At 31.3% G+C, this 25,203-nt stretch carries 21 protein-coding genes and 1 pseudogene; 4 read left to right on the forward strand and 18 right to left on the reverse strand.

Annotation, left to right across the window (positions count from 1 at the left end; genetic code table 11):
* Nucleotides 1-359: 359 nt before the first annotated feature.
* The 6 genes from DT250_RS15000 to DT250_RS15025 form a co-directional block, all read right to left on the reverse strand.
* Nucleotides 360-3,530: an ATP-binding cassette domain-containing protein gene (locus DT250_RS15000; protein ID WP_149213277.1), complete on the reverse strand. Its 3,171-nt coding sequence runs from the start codon at nt 3,528-3,530 to the stop codon at nt 360-362.
* A gap of 79 nt (nt 3,531-3,609) precedes the next feature.
* Nucleotides 3,610-4,089 carry an SRPBCC family protein gene (locus DT250_RS15005; protein ID WP_000559859.1) on the reverse strand — a complete coding sequence of 160 codons (480 nt, stop codon included), beginning with the start codon at nt 4,087-4,089 and terminating at the stop codon, nt 3,610-3,612.
* A gap of 270 nt (nt 4,090-4,359) precedes the next feature.
* On the reverse strand, nt 4,360-4,920 hold the full coding sequence (locus tag DT250_RS15010) for a class I SAM-dependent methyltransferase (protein WP_088063530.1): 561 nt from the start codon (nt 4,918-4,920) through the stop codon (nt 4,360-4,362).
* 185 nt (nt 4,921-5,105) lie between these two features.
* Nucleotides 5,106-7,340: an MSCRAMM family protein gene (locus DT250_RS15015; RefSeq protein ID WP_149213278.1), complete on the reverse strand. Its 2,235-nt coding sequence runs from the start codon at nt 7,338-7,340 to the stop codon at nt 5,106-5,108.
* Between the two features lie 153 nt (nt 7,341-7,493).
* Nucleotides 7,494-8,297, reverse strand: a complete 804-nt coding sequence (locus DT250_RS15020) for a class C sortase (RefSeq protein ID WP_179952844.1) — start codon at nt 8,295-8,297, stop codon at nt 7,494-7,496.
* 92 nt (nt 8,298-8,389) lie between these two features.
* Nucleotides 8,390-10,051 carry a SpaA isopeptide-forming pilin-related protein gene (locus DT250_RS15025; RefSeq protein WP_148666419.1) on the reverse strand — a complete coding sequence of 554 codons (1,662 nt, stop codon included), beginning with the start codon at nt 10,049-10,051 and terminating at the stop codon, nt 8,390-8,392.
* 574 nt (nt 10,052-10,625) lie between these two features.
* Here DT250_RS15025 and DT250_RS15030 point away from each other — a divergent pair.
* Complete coding sequence (locus tag DT250_RS15030) at nt 10,626-11,852, forward strand: AraC family transcriptional regulator (protein WP_149213280.1); 1,227 nt, start codon at nt 10,626-10,628, stop codon at nt 11,850-11,852.
* Nucleotides 11,853-12,143: 291 nt separating this feature from the next.
* Here DT250_RS15030 and DT250_RS15035 read toward each other — a convergent pair whose 3' ends face one another.
* The 7 genes and pseudogenes from DT250_RS15035 to yqeK all read right to left on the reverse strand — a co-directional run bounded on the left by DT250_RS15035 (nt 12,144) and on the right by yqeK (nt 19,130).
* Nucleotides 12,144-14,816 carry a M4 family metallopeptidase gene (locus DT250_RS15035; protein WP_149213281.1) on the reverse strand — a complete coding sequence of 891 codons (2,673 nt, stop codon included), beginning with the start codon at nt 14,814-14,816 and terminating at the stop codon, nt 12,144-12,146.
* A 208-nt stretch (nt 14,817-15,024) separates the two neighbouring features.
* Complete coding sequence (locus DT250_RS15040; protein WP_088063527.1) at nt 15,025-15,399, reverse strand: hypothetical protein; 375 nt, start codon at nt 15,397-15,399, stop codon at nt 15,025-15,027.
* Between the two features lie 108 nt (nt 15,400-15,507).
* Nucleotides 15,508-16,356 carry a GNAT family N-acetyltransferase gene (locus tag DT250_RS15045; RefSeq protein WP_149213282.1) on the reverse strand — a complete coding sequence of 283 codons (849 nt, stop codon included), beginning with the start codon at nt 16,354-16,356 and terminating at the stop codon, nt 15,508-15,510.
* Nucleotides 16,357-16,445: 89 nt separating this feature from the next.
* Nucleotides 16,446-17,081 (reverse strand): annotated as a pseudogene (locus DT250_RS15050) (SDR family oxidoreductase).
* A 15-nt stretch (nt 17,082-17,096) separates the two neighbouring features.
* On the reverse strand, nt 17,097-17,834 hold the full coding sequence (mtnN, locus tag DT250_RS15055; protein WP_137015065.1) for a 5'-methylthioadenosine/S-adenosylhomocysteine nucleosidase: 738 nt from the start codon (nt 17,832-17,834) through the stop codon (nt 17,097-17,099).
* Between the two features lie 26 nt (nt 17,835-17,860).
* Nucleotides 17,861-18,508: a DUF3885 domain-containing protein gene (locus DT250_RS15060; protein ID WP_149213283.1), complete on the reverse strand. Its 648-nt coding sequence runs from the start codon at nt 18,506-18,508 to the stop codon at nt 17,861-17,863.
* A 13-nt stretch (nt 18,509-18,521) separates the two neighbouring features.
* Nucleotides 18,522-19,130 (reverse strand): bis(5'-nucleosyl)-tetraphosphatase (symmetrical) YqeK, encoded by a 609-nt coding sequence (yqeK, locus tag DT250_RS15065; RefSeq protein ID WP_149213284.1) that lies wholly within the window; start codon nt 19,128-19,130, stop codon nt 18,522-18,524.
* 192 nt (nt 19,131-19,322) lie between these two features.
* Between yqeK and DT250_RS15070 the strand changes: the two genes are divergently transcribed.
* From DT250_RS15070 to DT250_RS15080, 3 genes are all read left to right on the forward strand, one after another.
* Nucleotides 19,323-20,018 (forward strand): response regulator transcription factor, encoded by a 696-nt coding sequence (locus DT250_RS15070; RefSeq protein WP_087986134.1) that lies wholly within the window; start codon nt 19,323-19,325, stop codon nt 20,016-20,018.
* Nucleotides 20,008-21,165, forward strand: a complete 1,158-nt coding sequence (locus tag DT250_RS15075; RefSeq protein WP_097890895.1) for a sensor histidine kinase — start codon at nt 20,008-20,010, stop codon at nt 21,163-21,165. The genes DT250_RS15070 and DT250_RS15075 overlap by 11 nt, the downstream gene beginning before the upstream one ends.
* A gap of 180 nt (nt 21,166-21,345) precedes the next feature.
* Nucleotides 21,346-22,362 carry a D-alanyl-D-alanine carboxypeptidase family protein gene (locus DT250_RS15080; protein ID WP_088609792.1) on the forward strand — a complete coding sequence of 339 codons (1,017 nt, stop codon included), beginning with the start codon at nt 21,346-21,348 and terminating at the stop codon, nt 22,360-22,362.
* Between the two features lie 59 nt (nt 22,363-22,421).
* On the opposite strand, the gene DT250_RS15085 is transcribed toward DT250_RS15080, so the two are convergent.
* The 5 genes from DT250_RS15085 to exsK form a co-directional block, all read right to left on the reverse strand.
* A complete protein-coding gene (locus DT250_RS15085) occupies nt 22,422-22,880 on the reverse strand; it encodes a DinB family protein (protein ID WP_088609793.1) in 459 nt (152 codons plus the stop codon).
* A 6-nt stretch (nt 22,881-22,886) separates the two neighbouring features.
* Nucleotides 22,887-23,627, reverse strand: a complete 741-nt coding sequence (locus DT250_RS15090) for an alpha/beta fold hydrolase (RefSeq protein WP_149213285.1) — start codon at nt 23,625-23,627, stop codon at nt 22,887-22,889.
* Nucleotides 23,620-24,180 carry a nucleoside/nucleotide kinase family protein gene (locus DT250_RS15095; protein WP_088609795.1) on the reverse strand — a complete coding sequence of 187 codons (561 nt, stop codon included), beginning with the start codon at nt 24,178-24,180 and terminating at the stop codon, nt 23,620-23,622. The genes DT250_RS15090 and DT250_RS15095 overlap by 8 nt, the downstream gene beginning before the upstream one ends.
* 51 nt (nt 24,181-24,231) lie before the next feature.
* Nucleotides 24,232-24,747: a GNAT family N-acetyltransferase gene (locus DT250_RS15100; RefSeq protein WP_142291743.1), complete on the reverse strand. Its 516-nt coding sequence runs from the start codon at nt 24,745-24,747 to the stop codon at nt 24,232-24,234.
* 141 nt (nt 24,748-24,888) lie between these two features.
* Nucleotides 24,889-25,203 carry an exosporium protein ExsK gene (exsK, locus tag DT250_RS15105; RefSeq protein WP_000535565.1) on the reverse strand — a complete coding sequence of 105 codons (315 nt, stop codon included), beginning with the start codon at nt 25,201-25,203 and terminating at the stop codon, nt 24,889-24,891.

The following is a 25,203-nucleotide window of genomic DNA, read 5'->3' on the forward strand; positions in this document are numbered from 1 at the left end:
TATATATTTCTGTTAAATTTAAAAAATCAGACAATAAAACAACATGATTAATAAACAAGAATAAAGATATAACTAATAAACTGTTTTTACCCCTAATCATCATTTTTATAATATAATAATTACATAATATATCAACTGTTCATCCCTATTATTTTTTATCTCTCCTCCATACTAGTTGGAACTATAGTATACGGGACATAAAAATACTAAAAGATCCAATTTCTTAATTTTCACATTAAGAAATTGGATCTTCTTTCATTACCTTATAATACTCATACTGCGTTATTATAAACATTATAAAGAATATACGTTTTATATTTTATATAAGTTATGTTAATAACACATAAACTAATAAAACTTTACTGATTACTCTCAAGACATTCATAAACCGCCATCATATCTCGTTTATCCAATTCGCGAATACGATTAAAAATTGGTATTTGCGCAACAGCTTCTGTTAATAAGCTCTCATCCACAACATCACTAACTTTTCCAGTTAACCATGTTTGTACATCCACATCCTCAACCACTTCTTTTAGTCCTTCATCATTAATACCACTTGTATTACAAGTTACACATGGAATTGTTAGTTTAAACACACCATCATGCAAATTATCTTCAGTAATAACTTTCTTCCCTTTACAGAATGGACATGGATTACTTTTTTTAATTTTATTAATTTGGGTAACTAACTTTTTGTATCCAAATGCTTCATATACATACGTAAGTTTTTTATATTTACCATTTGTGAAATACTTATCTATAATATTTTCTCTCGTTTCATAAACATTAGGGAAATCACAAATAGTTACTTGATTATTAACACTAATGGATTCGATATTTCCTTTTATTTCGTCCCAGAATGGTAAGACATTTTGTAAGACCATTTCATAGTTTGAAAAGCTTGCCTGTTCTAATTCAAACATTTTCAGTGCCACTTGTGCTTTCCTTGGTAATAAAGAAACATCTTCTGTCAATCTCATATCGCCACCAACTATAGACTTTAATTTATGAAGTGCAGGTAAATCACCAACTATTTTCAACACTTCATCAACTGGTTGATTGATAATTTCACGAATATCGAAGTTAGCAAATTTAAGCGGTTTATGATGATTTAAAACCGTACCCTCACAAATTGGACATGTCATCATTTCTTTAGAAGACTTAATTTCTTCTTTAATAGCTGCTTTAGAAATAACAATATATCCACCAATAATCGTATTAAATCCTACCCATGTTCTGCGTGTCTTTCCTTTTTTATCATAAAATGATTTTTCAAAATATCCGTACCAAAACGTATGCTTTTCTTCTTCTGACATATCATTATAGCTCTTTGATAAATCGTGACCAAGCTCATTTTTAATTTCTTCAAATAGAAATTCTATTTTTTCATATTGATAAAATTTTAATACTTTCATGATTTCCGGATCGAATAAACCGTCCCAAAATGGAACGTTTTTATCTTGAATTGTAATATCTTTATCGAAAACTTCAATTTGAAGACGTCCAGAACAAGATGGACAATGATTGTCCTGTAAATAGAAATCAAAACTTCTCGTATCTTTATTAGTTGGATGAGCAGCTACAATATGATTAATTAATCCACCAATTTCATATAAAAAACTATATTGACTATATAAATGTCTTTCAAGATCAATAGCAACAACAGGTGCAATTATATCAGATTCATATTCACTATAAATTAAACGGGCCATTGATGATAAACTTTTTAAAATACCACCCTTATAAATGTTTTCGGCATTTTTAAAATAGTGAATATGATTTTCTTCTAAATAGTGAACGCCTTCTTTATGCTTAAGTGCTGAAGAAATATGTATTTGCTCAGCATTATTCACACTGCTTTTTTGACGATAATAATCTTCATGACTTACTACATCAAGATGTTTTATAGATTCAAGCTGTCTTTTCCCGAAATCTACAATATAATCAGAGCTTTCTAACATATAACTATTATGTTCAATCATGATGATAGAGACTGATTCATCTTGTAATATCCCTCTAACACTATCTATAAATTGGTTTAAAATATTTTGTGATAAACCTTTTGAAGGCTCATCAAAAATAAATAATGTATGTGGATTTCTTGTGTTTGCAAATAACTCCGAAACTAAATGAACACATTGAAACTCACCTGTTGATAATGTTTGTGTTTTTCGTTCTAACGTTAAATAACCAAGTCCTAGTTTAATTAGTAGACTCAAGCGTTTATACGCAATATCTTCATTTGGAAGTTCATCTATAATATCCTCAATCGAACGCTCAAAAATATCATCAATTTCTTCGCTATACTTTGTGAGTTTCTTTTTAATATCTAGGAAAGTGGCTACAGTTGATCGACTTGTAATGGATTGATTTCGATCTTGTCCTACCATAACTAATTTATCTTTTGGATATCGTTTCAAGAAATCTGTAGCTAAACATTCATTGACAAGTGTAGATTTCCCGCATCCAGATTCTCCAGTAACCGTCACAAGCCTATTTTTAGGGATTTGAAACTCCGCCATTTGGATATTACGGCAATATAATTCATGGAATGTATAGTATTCTGTTGGTACTTCTTTATTTAGATCCGACAGTATTGGTTTTGGTCTTGGCGATTCTTTCACAATTTGTCCACCATATTTTCCGCTACCAGGTCCAAAGAACAATTGCTCATCTGTTGTATCCAGTACAGTATCTGAATGATCAATGAGCCAAATTTGATTTTTACACCCTAACTGCTTAATCTCTTCTAATATTTGTAATAATGTTTCATGATCAAGTCCAACTGAAATCTCATCAATAATAATTACAGCATTTTCGCTTACTGCCATAAATTCAGCCAAATATAGTCTTGTTAACTCTCCACCTGACAACGTACCCATAATTCGATTTAATGTTAAATAACCAATGTTCATATTAATTATATTTTGCAGTATATGTTGCTTTGCTTCACTAATTTTTAACTCTTCCGCTAACGAAAGAATAGACTCAACACTTAAATCATTAATATTTGAAATTGTATGTGGTTTAGCAAATAAATCTATCTTATGTTGTTCGATTTCTTCGCTATAACGTTTTCCCTTACATTTTTTACACTCAATATTTTTAGTAGTACCTCGGCCTTTACAGCCAGTACACCAGCCTAACTGGTTATTGAATGAAAAAACCTCAGGTGAAAGATGAAATACATCAGCAAGTTTTTCACGTACCTCTGTGAAAACACCAGTATGTGTACCGATCGTTGAACGTGGATTGGAAGAAATCGATGATTTTCCTAGAAAAAGAACTAAAGGCATATCTTCTATCTTAATAGCACTAAAATTCGTTTGCATAATGTTAGGAAATAAATATTGATATTCAGCCTTTGGCAATAAAGAAACTAATCGTTTTTTTGATTCTTCACCAATCGTTTGACAAAAGGTTGTTTTACCTGAGCCTGATAAACCAGCGATTCCAAACGACTTATTAAATGGAATCACTGTATCTAATTTATTTATGTTATTAGCAATTAATTGATTTACTTTCATATTAACCTCTATTCTTATTTTTCTTTAAAATCATTTTTACAGTGTAATAATTACATAATGAATATAACTTTTTATACAATTACCCTCTCACTTCAAGGATCTTATCCTTATATGTTTCAAACCATTGTTGCCATTCATCTTTAGAAAATTCTTTTTCTTTTCCTTCTAGTACGGAAGAAAAAAGATCTAAGCAAATATGCCAACCAGCTATATCTTTCGGTGTATGATCAGTTAATACATGAATGTACTCTTTAAGAAGTAAAAGAGTCCCACTTTCTTCTTTATGTATTTCAAATCGGACACGATCTTTATCCCAAGTAAATTCAAGTACTGAATTTACTTGACACTCTAAAATATCAATATTTATAAATGAACCGTCCATCATGTCGAACTTTATTATTCCACCCGTTTTAAGACTTTCAATTTGTAAATTAGACATCCATTTTTTAAGCTTACTGTTTTCTGTTAAAACAGACCAAACTTCCTCTATTGTATTTGGAAATCGGCGTTCAAATTTTACAATATACCCATTAGTTAGTTTCCCAATTTCAGCTATCATATTGATTGCCCCTTTATACAGAATGTATGTTCTCACTCTATTTTACACGAATATAAATATAAAATAAATCTTTATGTCAACGAAGTATTAATTTAAAGTTAATGGTAATGAGAAAAACTTAAATATTTTCCAAGTCGAGTTATATAATGTTGAAAAATAATTATCATGTATATCCGTTTCCTTATTAAATATAGACTTACACACCAATAAAAAAAGCCGCATTTGCGACTCATGAAATTATAGTATTAACCCTTGCTTTTATTGAATGACTTACCGCTTAATCGCATCAACAATTAAAGATGGAAAACCAAGCTTCTCACCTTTATTTCTAGAATCATACCTTTTCGAACGGAAAATAACACCGTCGTTTGCATCCCATTCGTTGTAATAAAACTGACCATTTTCATCACAATATTCAAGTAAAACTACCTCAAATCCAGCAAATTTAAACATTTCCGTTAATGTTTTATAATTATGAACAATTTTATGACTTGCTGCTGGATGATCTTTCGGGCCAGGTCCGCCTATTTGAACTATGTTTTGGTATGCTTCATCTCGGAAGAATGCATCAGGAACACCACAACGAATATGCCCTCCTGGCTTTAAAAATTCATAACAAATTTCAGCTGCTCTTATACCTTCTTCAAAAGTAAGGTGTTCCCATACATGCTCAGCTAAAATAGCTGAAATAGAGTTGTATTCAAATCTTTCTTCCCACGTAGCTTTGTCTAATAAGTTAAGTTCATCTTCTTGTGTTTGAATCCAACCTGGATTATTATTAAACACGCCAGCGCCGACTACTACTTTAATTTCATCTTGTTTTGTTGCCATCACTTTCACCTCGTAAACATTTTGATTTATTAATATATTCTATGTTTACTATTATCCTTCCTTCTTCAACAAATTTAATAGCATGAATCCAGTACAATACCGAACTCATGCTGGAAATTTTTCTAACCAAACGATTTTCTAACTTTATGGAATCAGTTCATAATACACAACTGTTTTTATACTATTTATATACGATTTTTCTTATATAAGCATAACACACCAAACATTAGCACAAAACCAATCACGTAAAAACTTGTTGTTCCGCTGCCACCAGTATTAGGAATTACCCAATTATTTTTCACATTTTTCACTGTTAGTTTTTGTGTCCTTACCGCTTCTGTAATTTCTATTTCTATTGGATCTCTAAGTAACATATAACCGTTTGGCGCTTTTATTTCTTTAATCATATACTTTCCAAGTACTAACTGGTTGGAAATCACCTTTCCTTTTTCATCCGTTGTTAATCTAGTAACTTCTTTACCTTCTTTATCTAATACTTGAAATACAGCACCTTTTAGTTTTAAATTAATATCCTTATCATCAACTTTCTCAATTTCAAATTGCCCAGTCGGATCTGGTAATTTCTTATTCCCTATTTTAATTTCTACTACTGTATCTTTTTCTATTTTTACAGCTATTTTATCTTTTAATAAGTCATAACCTTTAGGTGCTTCTACTTCCACTAGGGTATAGTTACCTATTGGCAATTCTTTTGATATCGCTTCTCCTTTTTCATCTGTTACTAACTCACCAACTACTTTTTTATTTGAATCTTCAATATGAAACTTTGCCCCTGCTAGCTTTTTATTTTTATCGCTCGTATCTACTTTTACTAACTTCATTTTCCCCATTGGATCTGGTAATTTCTTATTCCCTATTTTACTTTCTACTACTACATCTTTTTCTACTTTTACAGCTATTTTATCTTTTAATAAGTCATAACCTTTAGGTGCTTCTACTTCCACTAGGGTATAGTTACCTATTGGTAATTCCTTTGATATCGCTTCTCCTTGTCCATCTGTTACTAACTCACCAACTACTTTTTTATTTGAATCTTCAATATGAAACTTTGCTCCTGCTAGCTTTTTATTTTTATCTCCCGTATCTACTTTCACTAGCTTCATTTTCCCCATCGGATCTGGTAATTTCTTATTTCCTATTTTAATTTCTACTACTGCATCTTTTTCTATTTTTACAGCTATTTTATCTTTTAATAATTCGTAACCTTTAGGCGCTTCTGTTTCCACAAGAGTATAGTTACCTATTGGTAATTCTTTTGATATCGCTTCCCCTTTTTCATCTGTTACTAACTCACCAACTACTTTTTTATTTGAATCTTCAATATGAAACTTTGCCCCCATCAATTCTTTATTATCATTATTACTATCTACTTTTTTTATCTTTACTTTTCCTGTACTAGGCTTGTTCCAATGTTGCCAATTAAATTTGAAATTGTGAAATTCAAATCCACCAGTTTGTTGTACTGCACCGACAAATGCTTGTCCATTAATCGAACCGCCTTTTGTTTCTAATACAGCATTTGGAGCAAACACACTCCCAACGACACCATATCCCTCTGTTGTGATCTTTTTTGCATTAGGAAAAACCCAAATCACCTTCCCGTATAACTCAGTGAACGGTGAATTAGGAGAATAGGGTTGTGATGTAGGAATTATATCTGTAGCCCTACCAATATTGTTCGTGTCATATAAGATAGCACCATTTTTAAATGTAACCTCTATTGCATCCGAATACATAACGATAAAATCTTTTCCTTTAGCATTAGGTAAAAAGACATCTCTTATATCTAAATTGATTTTCCCTACCAGTTCTGATGAAACATAAATATTAGGATTGTTTATATCTTTTCCGATTCCATAACTCATATTTGGAATTGGGGTATTCGTTTTATATTGACCTGCATTTTTACTGACTTGGTTCACTATGTTGTAAAATTCATTAAATTTCGCGTCAATTTCTAGTTTTTCTTTATAAACGATACGATCATAAGAAGATTGTATGATACGATCTGGATCACTCTCTTTTGTCATTACGACTATTCCGTTTTGAATGATAAAAGATTCCTCTCTTGATTTTTTAAATTTTCCAGACAATAACAAGGATGGATATCTCTCATCATCCCATTTTTCCCCAACTATATTAGATGTTCCCGCTGCTGCACCTACAATTGTATAACCAGATGCATCCATATCACCTTGAACTGCAATTGCTCCTTCAATGTCTCCACCTACTGCTATATGGTTACCAAAGACAACAGCATTATAACGCGATATATCCCCTAGACCTTCTAAGTTAGTCGTGGATCCATATGCTTCTTTTGGTGCATATACGACAAAACTTACACATAACATTAACAAAACCATAAAATGAATACTTACCAACTTTAATTGTAACCTCAATTCCTTTGTTCCCACCTTTACCGTATTTTTTCTACAGTCGAATAAAGTGAAAATTTTTTCAGTGAGGATTTACTTCATCCCCTATATACCTTCTTTACTTATCTCTGGATTTTCGGTCCCACTGCCCATTAATACAGGATAAATAAATTCATTCTATCGAGTTAATTTTTTCTTATAAATTGCGACTAGTAACACACATAATAATAGGATTAAGATTACTACGGTCCACTTATTAAACATAAATATCTCTTTACCCATTTTTTGTTTTTCTTTCTCGTTAAACTCCACACGCTCACCTCGAACCAGTAATCTATTTGTGTTTACTCCATAAGGCGTACATGTAATTAATGTTATATAATCTTTATTTTCCACAATTTTTAAATCGTCCGTTTCGTGTGGTAACACTACTTTAATTTGATCTACTTTATAAGCAAGAATTTTGTCTAAAGAATGAATATAAAAAAGATCTCCTTCACTCAACTTATCTAAATCTGTAAATAATTTTGATGATGGTAAACCACGATGCCCTGTTAAAATAGTGTGCGTATTTTCTCCACCTACTGGAAGTGAAGAATAATCTAAATGACCTACCCCGCGACTCAATACTTCCTCAGAGGTCCCTTGATAGATTGGCAGTTTTATATTAATTTTCGATATTTCAATATACCCCATTACATCACCTAAATTTAACGCATCGGCATACGCTTGATGATTATTTTTTTCTTCAGAAAATGGATCTGCAAATGTTTTCATGGAAGTTTGAACTTGTTTATTATATTCGGTTGCTTCTTTTTCCCTACGTTCAACTTCTTTCTTTTGTAGTACTTTGATCTTCTTATCGTAGGAGCTAATCTCAGAATAATGTGCACGAGTTGCCAACCAATTACTAATAGTAGGATATAAAAAAATAGCTAATCCAAATAAAAAAATACCTCCTAAAACAAGATTTCGTTTCATATTTCCACCTCTGTATATACTAAAATATTGAAAAGAGGGAAGCATTTTGCTTCTCCCCTTTTCACATCACTTGGTTACATGTTCCTAAAACCTTAATTATTAGCAAACTTTTTTCTAAAGAAAACAAATGCCGCTGTAGCCATTAACGTAAGACCTAGTACAGTAAATAGAGTCGTTCCGATACCACCCGTTACAGGAAGAATCCATCCACTTTTATTATTTTCAATCGATAATTTAACCGTTTGATTATTTTCGCTAATCTTTACATCAATAGGGTCCTTTAATAATTGATATGAAGCTGTTATACCATCTTCTTTTGTATAAATTGGTGCTTTCGTTTCAAAAATTTGATAGTCTCCATACGGAATGTTAGTCCATTTAATAACACCATTTTCATCTGATACACCTGTGACTTCTTTACCTGCCACAACAACTATTTTTCCATTTTTATCTTTAAGTACAAACTCCGCACCTTTTAATTTCTTCTTATCAGCACCATCAACTTTTGTTAACTCGATAATTCCAGTTGTCGGAACAACAACTACAGGTTTAGATTCCTTTTCTCCAATTACATCATTTTTATTTATAAAATCAATTTTTGCTGTATTTAAAATTTCCGAACCAGATAGTACTCCTTCTTTTACTTGTGATTTAATTTGTAAATGAAATTCTTTTTTACCATCTAACTTTGTGAAATCTTTTACTGTGGCTGTTACTTTTTGGCCTTCTACAGCTACCTCTACAATGCTTGCATTTACTTCCGCTCCATCAATTTTTACGACTGGTTTTCCTTGAATCATTAAACGATCGTCTAAAGTATCTGTTACTACATATTTTTTGTATTCTTTAATGTCTTCTGGAATTAATGTTTTGATATCATAATTGTAATTAGTTAACGGATTGATTGGTAGCGCTTCCAAATTCCCGTTAATCTTTTTATCAATATTTGGTTCTTCATAGTTTTGCACTTCTACTTTAACTACTGTACCAGAAGTAATTGTTCCATCTTCGTTAATAGTTCCGGAGGTCTTTATAAAAAACTCGTGTTTAGTCGGATCTAGTACATACCCTTTCGGCGCTTTTGTCTCTTGGAAATAGTATTCCCCATACTCTAATCCTTGCACGCGAATATGCCCATTACCATCTGTTGCTAACTCTTTTTTCACTTCTGTACCATCTTTTTTTAATAAAGAGAATACTGCACCTGCTAATGCTTTTTCATTTGCACCAGTTTTTACTAAATCAACTGCACCACGTTTAATCTCATTTTTCGGATACATATGAACATCATAGTTTAGTACCTTACCCTCTTTATTCGTTAATGGAATATCCACTGTATACGTATTTGGATTTAGGTTAACATGCGGAGGTCCTGCCACTTCTTTCACTTCATAACGTCCTAGCGGAAGATCTTTTAATACAGCTTGTCCGTTATCATCTGTTACTACTTGAGTTGGAGTTGCTCCCATTACAGGCTTCACATCTTCTTTCACGATTTTCCCATCGTTTGAAATTTTTTCAAACGACGCAACCCTTTTCACTTCAAACGTTACACCTTTTAATGGTTTCGCATTTGTTGGTACTTCTTGATTTGCAGAGCCATCACCTTCTAGCCCCGATGCGCCATCTTTTTCTTGTTCATATTTATGAATCGTTAAAGTACCTTTGGATGGTGAAGCTGCCTTTACTAATACACTAGACCATGTAGAAAATGTTAAGAAAAATACTAAAAGCACACTAAATATTTTTTTCATTTCTCTTATCCCCTTTACTACTTCTATCATTTTAAAAATCTCTTTATTACTATTACCCTCTTAAAAGTAATAGTGTGCCAAGTACCAGATTTAAACGAGTAACCTAAAACATAGTCGTCCAACAATCCATTGTTTACAATCACTTATTCACTCTTCTTATTTTCTATTATTACGTTGTCTCTCCGTATGATATATGTAGTTTTTTCCCTGAATTGCACTTATATCTCTACTTCAAAAATCGTTACATATTAACTTCTATCGCAAATTTTCATTAATTACTTAACTTAACTTCAATTCATTAATCTCTCCCTTCCTATCCCTATTTAAAATCCAATCTTAATCATTTTTGATACATATAAACAATGAACAACGAATAAGTGTGACAATTCATATTTTACGTTACTCCCTAAAACTATTACCTTTATATTCAAATAATATGTGCTAATCATGTTAAATTATGGTATTATTCTTAGAAGTTTATAATTTTTATAGATAAAGTTTTTCCGTTTCTACTTATGAAAAAAAGGAATATATAAACATTCAACTATTACACACAACTGTAAGGAGGAATAATATGAATAAAAAGCTCAGTCTAGTTGAGATAGAGTACATTTGTAATCTGTTTTTCCAATCTTTTGAAATTCCAGTTTGTTTTTTAGATTGTAACAAAAATATTCTTTTAGAATTTACATCAAAAGATGAATCACATTCGTTCTATAAATCAAAAATAGAACAGTTACATGTGCTTTTTCAAAAAAATGATTCAAATAATTCGCCCATCTTCAGATCTCACCAATATTTAGGGCACTTCATTTTAATTCACATAAAGAGTCATTATATGGTGAACGGTACTGTTATTATTGGGCCCTTGACACATGTAAATTTTTCTACAAGTAAAACGGATAGTAACCTTAATTTCATTTCGAATTATAAACGAACAAGAGATTATTATTTTTCATTGTCAGTCAAAGATCAAAATTTCTTTGTAAATATAGCAATATTGTTCTATAACATTCTCTACAAAAAAAAATCAGATGTACGTACCTTTTCAAATAACAGTGACTCATTTCATGTAAATCATAGCAGTATCTTAAACGAGGATGTATATATTTCAATGCAAAAAAACGAATCTATCTGTCATAATTTGTATATAGAGAACCAACTACTTGGAGCTATAGAAAACGGGGATAAAGAAAGCGTACTCAAATATTATTACGAATTCCAACAAGATACTCTTTCATCCTTATCTTCATTCCATCAATTAAGACGTCATAAAAACATTTGTATTTCATCCATCACACTTGCTACTAGATATGCTATAAAAGGAGGACTTCCTTCCGGGATTGCTTACAAGATTTACGATATACACATCCAAAAGACAGAGGATTTAAAAGACACAGAATCTGTTTGGGATTTATTAAGAAATGTTTTCTGTACTTTTGCAGACCGTGTAAAAGCACAAAAAGTAAAGAAATACTCAAAGACTATCGCTATTTGCAAAAACTATATTTTTGAAAATATTTACAATCAAATATCAGTTAAACAACTTGCTAAATTTGCAAACGTAAATTCAGATTATTTATCTATATTATTCAAAAAAGAAGTCGGTATTTCATTAATTGAGTACATACAACATGAACGAATCGAAGAAGCAAAAAAATTATTAACTTTCACAACCTATCCCTTATCAGACATATGTGCTTCGCTCAACTTTAGTGATCAAAGCTATTTTACTAAAATTTTTAAAAAATTCACTAATGAAACACCTGGTAAATACCGAAAATCTCATGTTGTCATATAGAGTTAAACTTTTATTAAAACTAAGTGTTTTTAGTAACTTATCAATGGCAGATTAGAATTACTTCCACACTCATGACCTTTTGAATTTAGGCTATTTTTAAATCAAAAAACACGTTACTATTCTTTTATTTGAATGAGAATAGTAACGTGCTTTATATGTAATGTAGGTCTGTAGGCAAAATAGCGTCCAAGCAAAAAGTTTTATAGAAGCCAAATACACTACTTAAATACTAAAATCTTATTAAGTAAAAAATTTATCTAATAATTATTGTGTAAGAAATAATCCCTACTGTTATTTTTGTATCTGTCTAAATTTGCGAGCCAAAGTGAGTACTGTACCTGCAATAACCATCCATATGCCCATTGTTGCACTGTTAGTTGTACTGGCACCTGTGTTGGGAAGCTCTTTATATGTAGATTCTTTTTTATCGGTATTACTGTTGTTCGGGATATTACTGTTATTAGCAACGCCTTTAGCTTTTCTAGTATCTTTATCCTTCACCAATACTTTTTGTATTGTATGTACCTCATTACCTACAGAATCTGTGACACTATATATTATTTCAAAAGTACCAGCTTTAGTGGTATCTCCAATACCTTCATATGCTACTTTAGAAGTAAGATCACCGTCTTCTTTATCAGTAGCTAATACTTTTGCCATTGGATTGAATTGGTCTCCTTCAGTAATTGTAGTTGTAGCAGGTACTTTTAGTATTGGTATTTCATTTTTAACTTCATCTCTAACTTTGACCGTTACAGTTTGTTCCGCAGTTACTTTATGACCTTTAGAATCTGTAACTGTGTACGTTAATACGTAAGTACCGGCTTTAGAGGTATCTACTTCACCATTAAGTTTTACTTTAGAAGTAAGATCACCCTCTTCTTTATCAATAGCTAATACTTTTGCCATTGGATCGAATGAATCTCCTACATGAATTGTCGCTGCAGTAGGCACTGTTAATGTAGGGTTTAAATCTAATGCTTCTCCATTTCCCTTTACAATTACAGTCTGTGTAGCCGTTGCATTCCCCCCTTGAGAGTCAACGACCGAGTAGTTCACAATGTATGTACCTAGTTTAGAAGTATCTACATCGCCTTTATGTTTTACTTTATTTGTTAAATCACCCTCTTCTTTATCAACAGCTTTTACATTACTCATCGGGTCAAACGTATCACCAACACGCAGTGTAATTGTAAGCGGTACAGTTAATTCAGGGACTTGGTTTTCTGCAGTTTTTTCGTTTTCTTTCACTGTCCCTTTAATTTTTGCTGCATCAAAAGCTTTTTGGACCGCTTCAACCTCAATTGAGTTCGCTCCATATTTGTTTGTTGCAACTTTAAGACACGCTAATCTTAATTCAGTGAAATTAGAAGTCATGTTCAATTCATCAGTATTTGCATAATAGAAAATATCAAACATTTTATCTTCACCAATACCATTTACAGTTACACCGTTATGAGTGCCACCTTGTGCAATTAAATACGCGACTTTATTAATAATACTTGAGTTGAAATGAACGCCCTCATTATCTTCTCCGTTTAAATTACTGTATTTGCTATAATCATCTGGATACGGTACTCCATCAAAAAAATTGATTGAAGATGGATTTTTCATATTACGTAGAACTGAGCCGCTTTGTTCTCCTATTGTCCAATTAAATTCTCCATTATTTATATATTTCTCAATAGCCGTTCCCATAATATCAGATAACGCCTCGTTAATTGCTCCAGATTCTCCGAAAAATTCAAGATTAGATTCGCTAGATGTAACCGCATGCGTAAATTCATGGCCCGCTATGTCAAACGCTCTAACCATTGAATCACCATATATAAGCATACTAACATTGTTAACATTAGCACTAAATGCATTACTCCAATTTTTAGGATCATCTGTTTCTCCAGAATCCCATGCATGTACAACTGATACTACTTTGTTCCCCTTATTGTCAAAACTATTACGCTTATATTTATCTTTATAAAAATCATATACCTTTGTTGCTAAGAAATGGGCACTTACCGCCTTTGGATCATTAAATGTTGTTGATGTGCTAGTTGCTAATATACCAGGATAATATTTTTCTTCAAAACTAATATCTCTATAATTCACATCATATGTCTCAATTCCTTGCCCTCTTGTGTAATCTGCAAGCGCATATTTCCCATTACTTTGTTCAGAAATACCGAATGTACGAGTTATTCCTAAATCATCTTTTCCAGTTCCGGTTAATGATTTAAAATTGCTTTTTTTACTCTCCTTAATAGCTTCAACATGCTCTTCACTTACTTTTAAATCTGACTCTTGCACCATATTTTTCAACATATCACCATTATGAGCATTCACTAAATAAGTTCCAGATACATAGTTTGGTGTTGCAGCGGCAAATGTAACTTGATATGCATTGGTAGCCTGTCCATGATTTTCATTAACAAAAATAACTTCCTTAACTTCTGGCTCAGAAATAAATTTAATATCGTTCCCGTACTTCATATAAATATATTGTTTTGCTTCTTCTTTTGATAAATTACTAGCATTCTTTAAATCTTCTTGTGTTAAATTTTGTGCACTTTCTCCTGAAATACTTTTAATAATACCCTTTTTATCTACATGAGCAGTCAATTGGTGTCCATATACTTCTTTACCTTCATATATTTGTTGCATACGTACAAGTGTAGTCCCATCATAAGAAGCACGTTTTTGAACAACGTTGTAATCTACCCCTTTGTCCCCACTAACTTGTTTTGGAGACAAAGCATGCTCGGTTTTTTCCTTAAGTGCATCTTTCACTACATTCTCTGGCGTCTTTTGTGATGGTTGTGTAAGTTCACCTGTACGGAATGAACCCTCTTGAATATCAACTTGCATTTGACCCGTTTCTTCTGCATAAACTACTCCGTATGGTGCTACACTTGTTAAAACTAATCCTGTTGTTAATACAACTATAGCTATTTCTTTTTTATTCTTCATTTTATTTTCCTCGTATAATTTCCTAAAATATGAAACTGCTTAAATGTATTCCTATCAAAAATAGAAAAAATAAAAAGTACATCACATTACGCAAAACCGTATTATAAAAAGATGACTTCTGTCATCAACAAAAGTCACCTCTTCAATATGTCATATCCCTAATATGTTTTTAATGCATACTTTCTATATGAAAAAGAAAAAGTATTCTTTAACGAGCGTTTTGCAATACTTTTATTAGGTCATTTATATTTTCAACTTTTTGCTGAAACTGATCAAATCTGCTATGTAGCAATGAAGGATTCTTATCTTCAGTTGAAATAACCTTTTTTAATTCTTGTTCTAATTTATCATATGTATGAAAGAAATTATCAAATTCTACACTTATAAGTTCTTCATTTTCACGATAAAATCTTTTTGCTTCTATATAAGTCATATATGATTTATTTAAAAATCCTAATGAAATTAAATATTTAGAAGTGTTTTCTTGATAAATAGCAATATCACATGCTATTTTAATATCAGAATAAGTCTTTTGAACGAAACAATGCAATTCAAAAATCTTAAACTTTAATCCATTATTCATTTCATCCCCTCCCATCCTATCTATTCTACATAAAAAAAGAATATTATACAAAGTAAAATATCAATATAGCACAAAAATAAAAAGCGAAAGAATGACTCCTTTCGCTTTTTATAATAATACATACATTTCATATTGTGCTAATGAATTCTTTTCAAATCCAGTTTTCTTTAAAAACCCTTCCAGTAAATTGTTGTTTGGAAACCCAATTGATAAACTTGATACATTTAAGTTTTCTGTTGCTACTTGTAATAATTTTGATCCAATACCACGATTTCTATAGTCTTTTTCTACGAAAAGAAAACTAATTTTACCTTGTTCATTCATACATATAGAACCTTTTAAATCATTATCGACATATGCACCATAAAATGTATTGTTTGTTTTTCCGATATAATCCATATCATTTTGCCAATTTATATGGAAGTGTAACCATTTCTGAATTTCAACTTTAAAAGCTGGAAATTCTAATTGTTTTACTTCAATTCCCTTACGATCTTTATTTATTATTTTAGTCATATCTTTTAAATTATAGTAAGATAGATCGTACACTTTTTCATAGCCTAATTTCGTATAAAAATGAATCGCTCGGTCATTGCCTACAATGACTTCAAGAAAAAGTTGCTTACACTCATTTTGAAGCGCCTCTTCCTTATGCAGTTCAAATAATTTTTGACTCACACCAATACCGCGGTAATTAGGATGAACCGCTAATGTTCCACAACGCATTGTTTTTATGTTTTCATAATCCTTTATCCCGCCAAGTATTACACCAACAGATTTGTTACCGTCTAAAGCAAGAAAGGAATGTTTTAGTGAATTCCCTTCTGATCCCAAAAACCTTTTTATAAAATCTTCTTTTGAAACTTCCATTTTAATAATGTAATCTGAAAATCCATCTTTAAAAGCTTCATACACTAAATCTATACTTACTTCACTGCATCTTTTGTATTGAATCATATAAAATTCTCCCCCACTTACTCGTGTTAAACTTAGCATTCAAATACGTAAAATGTACTAGTTTCACTCTACCCATCATTCTTTAACATTTAATTTGAAATAAACGGGCACTTCCCTACATATCTCTCACTGTTAATTTGTTTTATAACAAATGGTGCAATATCACTATTTTGAATTTTGATTCCTGGCATATCTACTAAACTCTCTTTTATATTTCCAATGCTCTTCCCTTCCATAACAAATGGTAATCTAACAATTGTCCAATCTACATCACTACCTTGAATAGTTTGCAATTCTTTATATTTATCTTGCATCATCTTTGATAAAAATACTTTAAACAAGGTAGCTCCTATTTTATTTACAATTCCCTTTTGATCTCCTGTAACATCTAAAGAACCTCCAGAAATTAGTATATATCTTTTTATTTCAAATTCTTTCATTGCTTCTAAAATATGCTTCGTTACTGTGCTAAAAATATAAGATTCATTTTTTGGTTAACCTACCGCATTAATTACAGCTCGACACCCTTTAAGTAATTTGCGTATTGAAACAAAATCACGTGCATCTCCATTAATAATCTCTAAATTTTCATTTGTTATTTTGATATTATTAGAATTTCTTGTTAATATTTTTACTTGATATCCCTTTTCTAACGCTTCGTTTACAAGGAATTTCCCTGCGTTTCCGTTTGCACTCAGAATAGCTATTTTATTTGTACTTTCCAATATTAACCCCTCTTACTATCTATTATTTACTACATTAATCTCATGTACACGTAAAAAAGCAATTAAATGCTCGCACGCTCGTTCACACGCTAACATTTTAAAGATTTTTTGTTCCTCTTTCGTTTTATCATTTGCTTGATCTGATGCAGCTTTTAAACTAAGAAAAGGTTTGTTATTGATTTGACACACATAAGCAAAAGCTGCCACTTCTTGATCAACCGCTAATGCTCCATATACAGTATGGAGTAAATATCTCATTTCTGAACTACGGATACGTTGATCTCCAGATAAAAATGTACCATAATGAATCGGATCATAAGATCGTATCTTTTTTATTCTTCTTACAAGTGACTTTGTTGTTTCAATAGGTGCTGTCCTACCATTATATAAATTAAAAATATCTTCCCCTGAACCAGCAGCAGTAACGTCGTGTTGTATTGCATTAAGGGCTACTACAATATGTCCATTTTTCACCTTATTTGATAGACTTCCGCATATTCCTGTCATAAACAACTCATCTGGCTGAAACTCACTAATTAATAATTGCACACAACTAGCACAACTTACTTTCCCAACTCCAGTTATTACGGAGATAACTTCCATATTATTAATATAATGAAAATGAAATTCCCAAGCTGCTCGTTTTTCAATACGTTCACTTGGATAATATTGATGCAAATACGTAAGTTCTGGTTCCCATGCGGATACGATTGCAATACGCTTCATTACATGCTTCACTTCCCCTATTGTTATCATGTAAATACTTTATCTATACTTTCTCATTCATAATCTGGAATCCACTCTTTATATTTCTCATATAAATTTCGTATTGTTTCTTTATTCTTCGCAATTACTTCACATCCTCTATCATCGTAAATAAACATGATAATATCTTTTGTTGCATTTATGAGAAATACATCTGGATAAGAAATTTCTTTTTTGCGTCCAAAACGAGGATAAAGACCTAGAAAATCTTCATGATTTGCAGCTTGAATAAGCGGTGTATACTTTATATCACAAGCAAAACATTTTAATGAAAATTGATAAGTACAATACAAGTCAGCTTCTTCTTCTTCAAATAAAAAAGGTATTGTTTCTTGCCTTATATGATACTTTAAATCTCTATTATGAATAAAACGTCTATATATATTAATTTTCTGTGGATTTTTCACATTTTCCTTTTTAAATCGATAAACATTTGTTACTAAAAAAACTTCATCTTCTTTTGAAAATATATCTTCAAATAAGTATTTATTATATGTATAAAGCTGAGTGAAGTATTCCCTATTTACATCGTCGGTTCTTTCTACAAATAGGTCTTTCCCTTTCCCAAAATGAAAATGCAAATGATTTTCCCATTGAAAGTATATATGTGGTACTAATGTAACTCCAGGGAATGTTTCATTCATATATTCTTTTAATTGCATTCTTAATTCCTTTCTACTCTACAATTTCTTTTAACTGCCAATATGCATCTTCTAGCCATGGATGTATAACTTTCAACGTGTCTTTTCTGTCCCACAAATATGAAATATATGCAAAAGCAGCATGTTCTAAAGATTTTTCTAATTCTTTTTTTACTTCTACTAAATATGGTGGTGCTCCATTTTGATCCCATTCTATTTTATCAGCAACAAATAACACTAAATCCATTTTCGTTGCAAGTTTACGTAGTGTAGTATGGCAGCAAATTGCATTTAAGATTTCTTCATCATCCACTTTAAATATCTCTTTTGCAATTACTTTCGATAACTTTTGATGAATAATCATTGGAAATTCTCGTTCTTCTTGTAATATCTCTATTCCAAATTCTTCAGCAACTGCAACCCGATCTTCATTTGGAAAGATTGCACTAATATCATGTAAATATCCTGCAATCGCTGCCTTTTCTTCATTTACATGATACGTAATCGCAATTTTACGGGCTTCTTTTGCCACCTGAATTGAATGTTTATAAGTAAGTTCTTTATTGTATTTTAATAGAAATGATTTTATATCATTTTCAATTTTTCCAGTTGGAGTAAATGAATATATATCCTTATATAACATCTCAAGTCACCTTTCTTCCTAACTTTCAATATAACGCTGTATTTAAATATCCTTTTTATTTGTATTCGTTATGAATGTTTTAATCCCTTTTTTATACGTTACATGAAATTTTATGGTGAATCATTGCTACAAAATACATAAATGTTTGATATTATAGTAATGTTAATGATTTGTAAGGAAAGGAACTACATAATGAATAAAAACATATTAATTATTGATGATGATAAAGAAATTGTTGAGTTACTTGCTGTTTATTTGCGAAATGAAGGCTATAACATTTATAAAGCATACGATGGCGATGAGGCATTGCAAATGATTTCTACATATGATGTTGACCTTATGGTTTTGGATATTATGATGCCAAAACGCAATGGATTAGAAGTTTGCCAGGAAGTTCGTGAGAATAATACTGTACCTATTCTTATGCTGAGTGCAAAAGCAGAAGATATGGATAAAATATTAGGTCTTATGACAGGTGCAGATGATTATATGATTAAGCCATTCAATCCATTAGAATTAGTAGCTAGAGTGAAAGCTTTGTTACGAAGATCATCTTTCCAAAATGCCACTTCCTCCAAAAATGAAGATGGTATTATTCGTATTCGTTCTGCTGAAATACACAAACATAATCATACTGTTAAAGTAAATGGAGAATATATTAAACTTACATCTATTGAATTTGATATTTTATATTTACTTGCGAGTAATACCGGAAGAGTATTTAGTTCCGAAGAAATTTTTGAACGCGTATGGAACGAAGATGGTTATGGTTCAAATAAAACTGTAATGGTTCACATTAGTAATTTACGAGATAAACTTGAAACAGGAATGAATGGAGAGAAGTTTATTCATACTGTTTGGGGAGTAGGCTATAAAATTGAGAAATGAAGCATTTGATATATTAAAAGATATCCCAAAATGGAAGTTAATTTTTTGGTTTATGTTAGCCATCACACTTACTCCTATTACTGAATTAATTATATATCGCCTTGTTACAAGTGTAATTGAAAGTTCACTTACGTTAAGCGAGCTCGGAAAAGAATTCATTAGAATTTTTGGATATGAAAAATATAAAGGAATAAAGGAATCTCTATGGATGATGATTGTATCTTATTTGTTTTTATTTTCTATTTTCTCATCCTACCTATACATTTTTTATCGTCATGAAAAAAAGATTTATTATGAAACTTGTATTAAAAAAATGATAGAAGAGATTCGTTATATTGCAAATGGAAACTTCAATCATAAAGTTTCTATCGTAAATCATAATTATCTGGAAGAGTTAGCAAGCGGGGTTAATCACATTGTTGAACAATTGAAAGTTTCGATTGATGAAGAAAGACAGGCTGAACAAGCAAAAAGTGAACTTATTACAAATGTATCGCATGATTTACGTACTCCTCTTACCTCTATAGTTGGATACGTAAATTTAATCCACCATGATAATTATAGAGATGAAGTGGAATTACGCCATTATATACAAGTCATTTACGATAAAGTAACCCGTCTTAACGCATTAATGAATGATTTGTTTGAATATACACGTGTTCAAAATAAAGAGTTAAGTTTATATTCTGTTCCCATTGATATTGTAGAGCTACTTGGGCAATTAACTGTTCAATTCCGCATACAAGTTCAAGAAGCTAATATAGAATGTCGACCTTCTTTCCCATCTCAAAAACTCATGGTATTAGCTGATGGAGACAAATTAGTACGAGTGTTTGAAAATCTTATTATAAATGCTATCGCTTATGGAAACGACGGTGGATATATCGACCTTGCTGCCTATGAAAGCAATAATATGATTACTATAGATATAACAAATTACGGCCAACCTATTCCTAGTACGGATTTACCTCATATTTTTGAACGTTTTTATCGCGTTGAAAAATCTCGCTCTACGAACACTGGTGGATCTGGACTCGGATTGGCAATTGCAAAAAGTATTGTGGAATTGCATAAAGGAACAATTGAAGTATATAGTGATGATAAAAAAACAACTTTCACTGTAAAACTACAACCATATAAATGTTAATACAACTTAATTTTAGGTCCAATTTCTTACCATATAAGAAATTGGATCTTTTATTTTCCATTAAAATCCAAATTTAATAATCCTTTATAATTCTTTAGAAATTCTTTACCTTTTCTTTCTTCCTAATTAAGCATTCCTTTTTACAATAGTATTATTGATGTCATAGTAGGAGGATCGCTTATGCAATTCTTGAAAAAGTTCACAATTTTATTCTTATCTTTTGTTATTACAGCACTTATCGTTTTATATTTTTACCTCTATGTAAATGGTCCAATTATTCAAGCTAAATCAGCTATTTTAATAGATGCTAATTCAAGTGAAGTTGTTTATAAAAAAAATGAAGAAACTCCTATACAATCAGCTACTTTATCTAAATTAATGACAGAGTATATCACACTGGAACAACTGAATGAAGGAAAAATACAGTTAGATGAATTAGTAAAAATAAGTAACGAAGTTTTCCGAGCAGAAACGAGTCCTATACAAGTAACTTCGAAAGATAAAACGACAGTTCGTGATTTACTTCATGCATTGTTTTTGACAGGGAATAATCGTTCCGCACTTGCCCTTGCAGAACACATTGCTGGAAACGAAGATAACTTTACACTTTTAATGAATGAGAAAGCAAAACAACTAAAGTTATCACAACCATCCCCGTTTTTAAATGCTACTGGAATGAATAACGATACAAATAAACAATCAACTACAACAGCTATAGACGTAGCTAAACTAGCGACACAATTAGTAAAAGACTTTCCAGATGTATTGAATGTTACGAAACTAACCTCTTACCAATTTACCTTCAAAGACTCAAAAGTTTTCAACACAAATAAAATGATTTATTCTCTTAATAAAAACATTAAACTCCAAGGTGTTGACGGCTTACAAACTAGTTTTTCAACTAATGGTAATTATAGTTTTGTCAGTACAGCAAAACGAGGAGATACTAGACTTATTTCCGTAATATTAGACTCCAATGAAGAAAACAGTACTTTTATTGAAACAAAAAAGTTACTACAGTACGGTTTTGATCCTTCCTCGTACTCTGCACTCCAAGCTTTTAAAGATGCTGTTACATCGTGGACAGTTTTGCTTCAATTTAAAAATTTGATCATACAAACATTGTTGATTTTCTTCATCATTACAATTTTAATGTTTTTACATATACGTCAGAAAAAATCCGAGGATTTCAACTAGGAAATCTTCTTTTATATAAAAACCGGCTTGCATTTACAGTGCAAGCCGGTTTTCTAAATTTATAATCCTCTTCCAATTAAATTCGCTGAAACAGGCTGAAGATTTAATTCTCTCGCCCATATAGATAGCTGACCAATATGATGAATTTCATGTACAATTACATGTCTTAAAACTTCACCATATGTATATGTTTTATCCGTCCATGAAGCTTTTAATATCTTACATTCTACGGTAGATGACCATTCTTGTAAAAAATCTTCTAATTCTCGTTTATATAAATCAGATAACGCTTTCACTTTTTGGATGGATTGATAATCTTTAAACTGCGGTTCATTATCTTCTTTTCCCTGAAGCGCACTAATCCAGCTGTACTCAACATCGACAATATGGAATAATGTTTCTAAAACACTCCCAACACCACCTACACGCTTGCGGAGTAATTCTTCCTTTGAAAGTTGTTCACACCACTTAAACCAATCATCCCTTACTTGCCAATTGTATTGAAATAACGTGTACATATATATTTATCTCTCCCCTACCTCAACAATCCACTTAACCGCATCTATTACATAATATGGTTCATCTTTTTGAATATAGTGACCGCTTTTTTCTGCAATTACAAATTTATGATTGTATGATAATCGTAATAATTCTTCTTGCAATTGTAACCATTTCATTTGTGCATCTGGCGAATAAAAAGCTTTTTTACCCGCAGCTAACACGACAAGTGGAATATCATTCATTGATTTACAATGTCTATCTACTTCACTTAAACTAAATGTAAACTCTTCATAAGAACTTTCATATACAAACTGTTTATAGTAAGCTTCTTGAAATTCTGGAGACATGATTGGCAGAAAATCTTCTTTATAATTTTCCGGTGTCGAATCAGCCAAAACGATTCCCAACAAATCTTTGGGATAAGAAGTCGCAAATAAACGTGCATTTATACCGCCAAAAGAATGTCCTACAAAAATATAAGGTGGTTTCAATTGTAGTTGCGCTAAGCAACTTCTTAAATCTTTTACCATTTCAGAACTAATACGTCTCTTGGAACTCTTCCCACTTTTCCCTAATCCCGCTCGATCATATGTAAGTACCGTCCCATATTCCATCAACTCTTCAGCAATATGGTCCCACGCCTTTGAATAATCGCCATAACCTGCCTCCATTATAATAACTGGCTGCAGCTTCTTTCCTTGAAACTTTTTCGTATACATTTTAAAATCATCAACTTGCACATATTCCTCTATACATTTAACCATTGACAATCACTTCTCTCAGGCCAAGTTCCTCTACAGCATGATTAATTATTTTACTTACAGATAAAGAGCCATCCAATATAATATCCGAATTCGGCTTAACAGTATGAATTGCCTCTAAATATGCTTTTCTCGCAAATGTCATGTAATGTTTCAAATCATTATGTATTTCATCTATTGTATCTTCTTTAAAATCTCGCAAAATTCTTCTAGCCATCGCAATATCTAAAGGTGTATCGATAAATATAGTTACATCAATAAACTCTCGCATTTCACTATTTAAGTATGCAAAAGGATAATCTACAATAATATAATCTACATTAGCCTCTCGTATAAGATGCTGAATATCATGAATTAATGGCGTAAGTACCCATTCATCATAATTTGCTCCATCATCAATCCATTTACAAATATCACTAGGACAGTTTTTAAAGTGATAGCTATCAAAATATAGTGCTTTTGAATTTGTTAACTTTTGAGTTAATTTTTCTGTAACAGTAGTTTTACCTCCTCCTGAAACAGCTGCAACTGTAATGATTTTCGTTTTTTTATTCATAATTTCCCACCATACCCCTTTTAATTAACATAACATAGTTATAGATAACTATTATTTTTTACCGCTCCATTCATATTCTAACATACTCATTTCCCATAAATTCCAATACGTTTCTCCTACTCTTTTTGACTCTCTTAATAAACCTTCTTTTACAAAACCTATTTTTTCGTAACAAGAAATAGCTGACTTATTAAAGTCATAAACACCAAGAGTTACTCTATGTAGTTTTAATTCATCAAAAGCAATACAAAGTACGGCTTTCATCATATGTTTCCCTATAGAACGCCCTCTCATTTTCGTATTACCAACTAGCACTTTTCCAATTCTAGCAGACTTATTTATATTATCTATTTGTCCAAGAGAAATATGACCAATAACTGCTTTAGTCTCTTCATCCATTATTTTGAATGCCAGTGTGTTTGCACATTCTGTATATTTCTCTAATTGCTGTTCATTTAAAGGATATGTAAATGCATTTCCCGACCATTGTATTAAAAATTCTTCGGAATTAATCCAATTTATTAATTGTTTGAAATCAGATCTTTTAAAGGGTACTAATTTAATCACTCTCATTCTCCGTTCGTACATCACTCTTTATAGCCTCAAACCTATTTCTATATAAAGAATATATTCTCCTTTTATACGAAATTAAAATAAAGCCATTCATAAGAATGGCTTTACAAAAAACGGCATAATTATGCTATTTTCCTATGTCAACAAAAGTTCAATCGCTTCAATTTTACAAACAGAAATAATTACCGTAACTACCCCAGCACTATTAGCAAGCTTTACAACATCGCAAGTTACTGAAGAAACAGTTCCTGCATAATTATTTCCTACTGTAGTAATTCGCACGGCTCTGTTTACTAATTTTTTAAGCTCATCTCTAATTCCTTGTACACAGCAACAATCGCATTTTTTATTTTGTTCTTCTTGTTCTTTTTTACATTCTTCGAAAGCATCCCAACAATCATCCTGTTTACATGTACACTTCTTTTTACAATTATTAAATCGAGAACCCAA

It is taken from the genome of Bacillus sp. AR2-1, from assembly GCF_008368755.1.
Lineage (GTDB): Bacteria > Bacillota > Bacilli > Bacillales > Bacillaceae_G > Bacillus_A > Bacillus_A wiedmannii.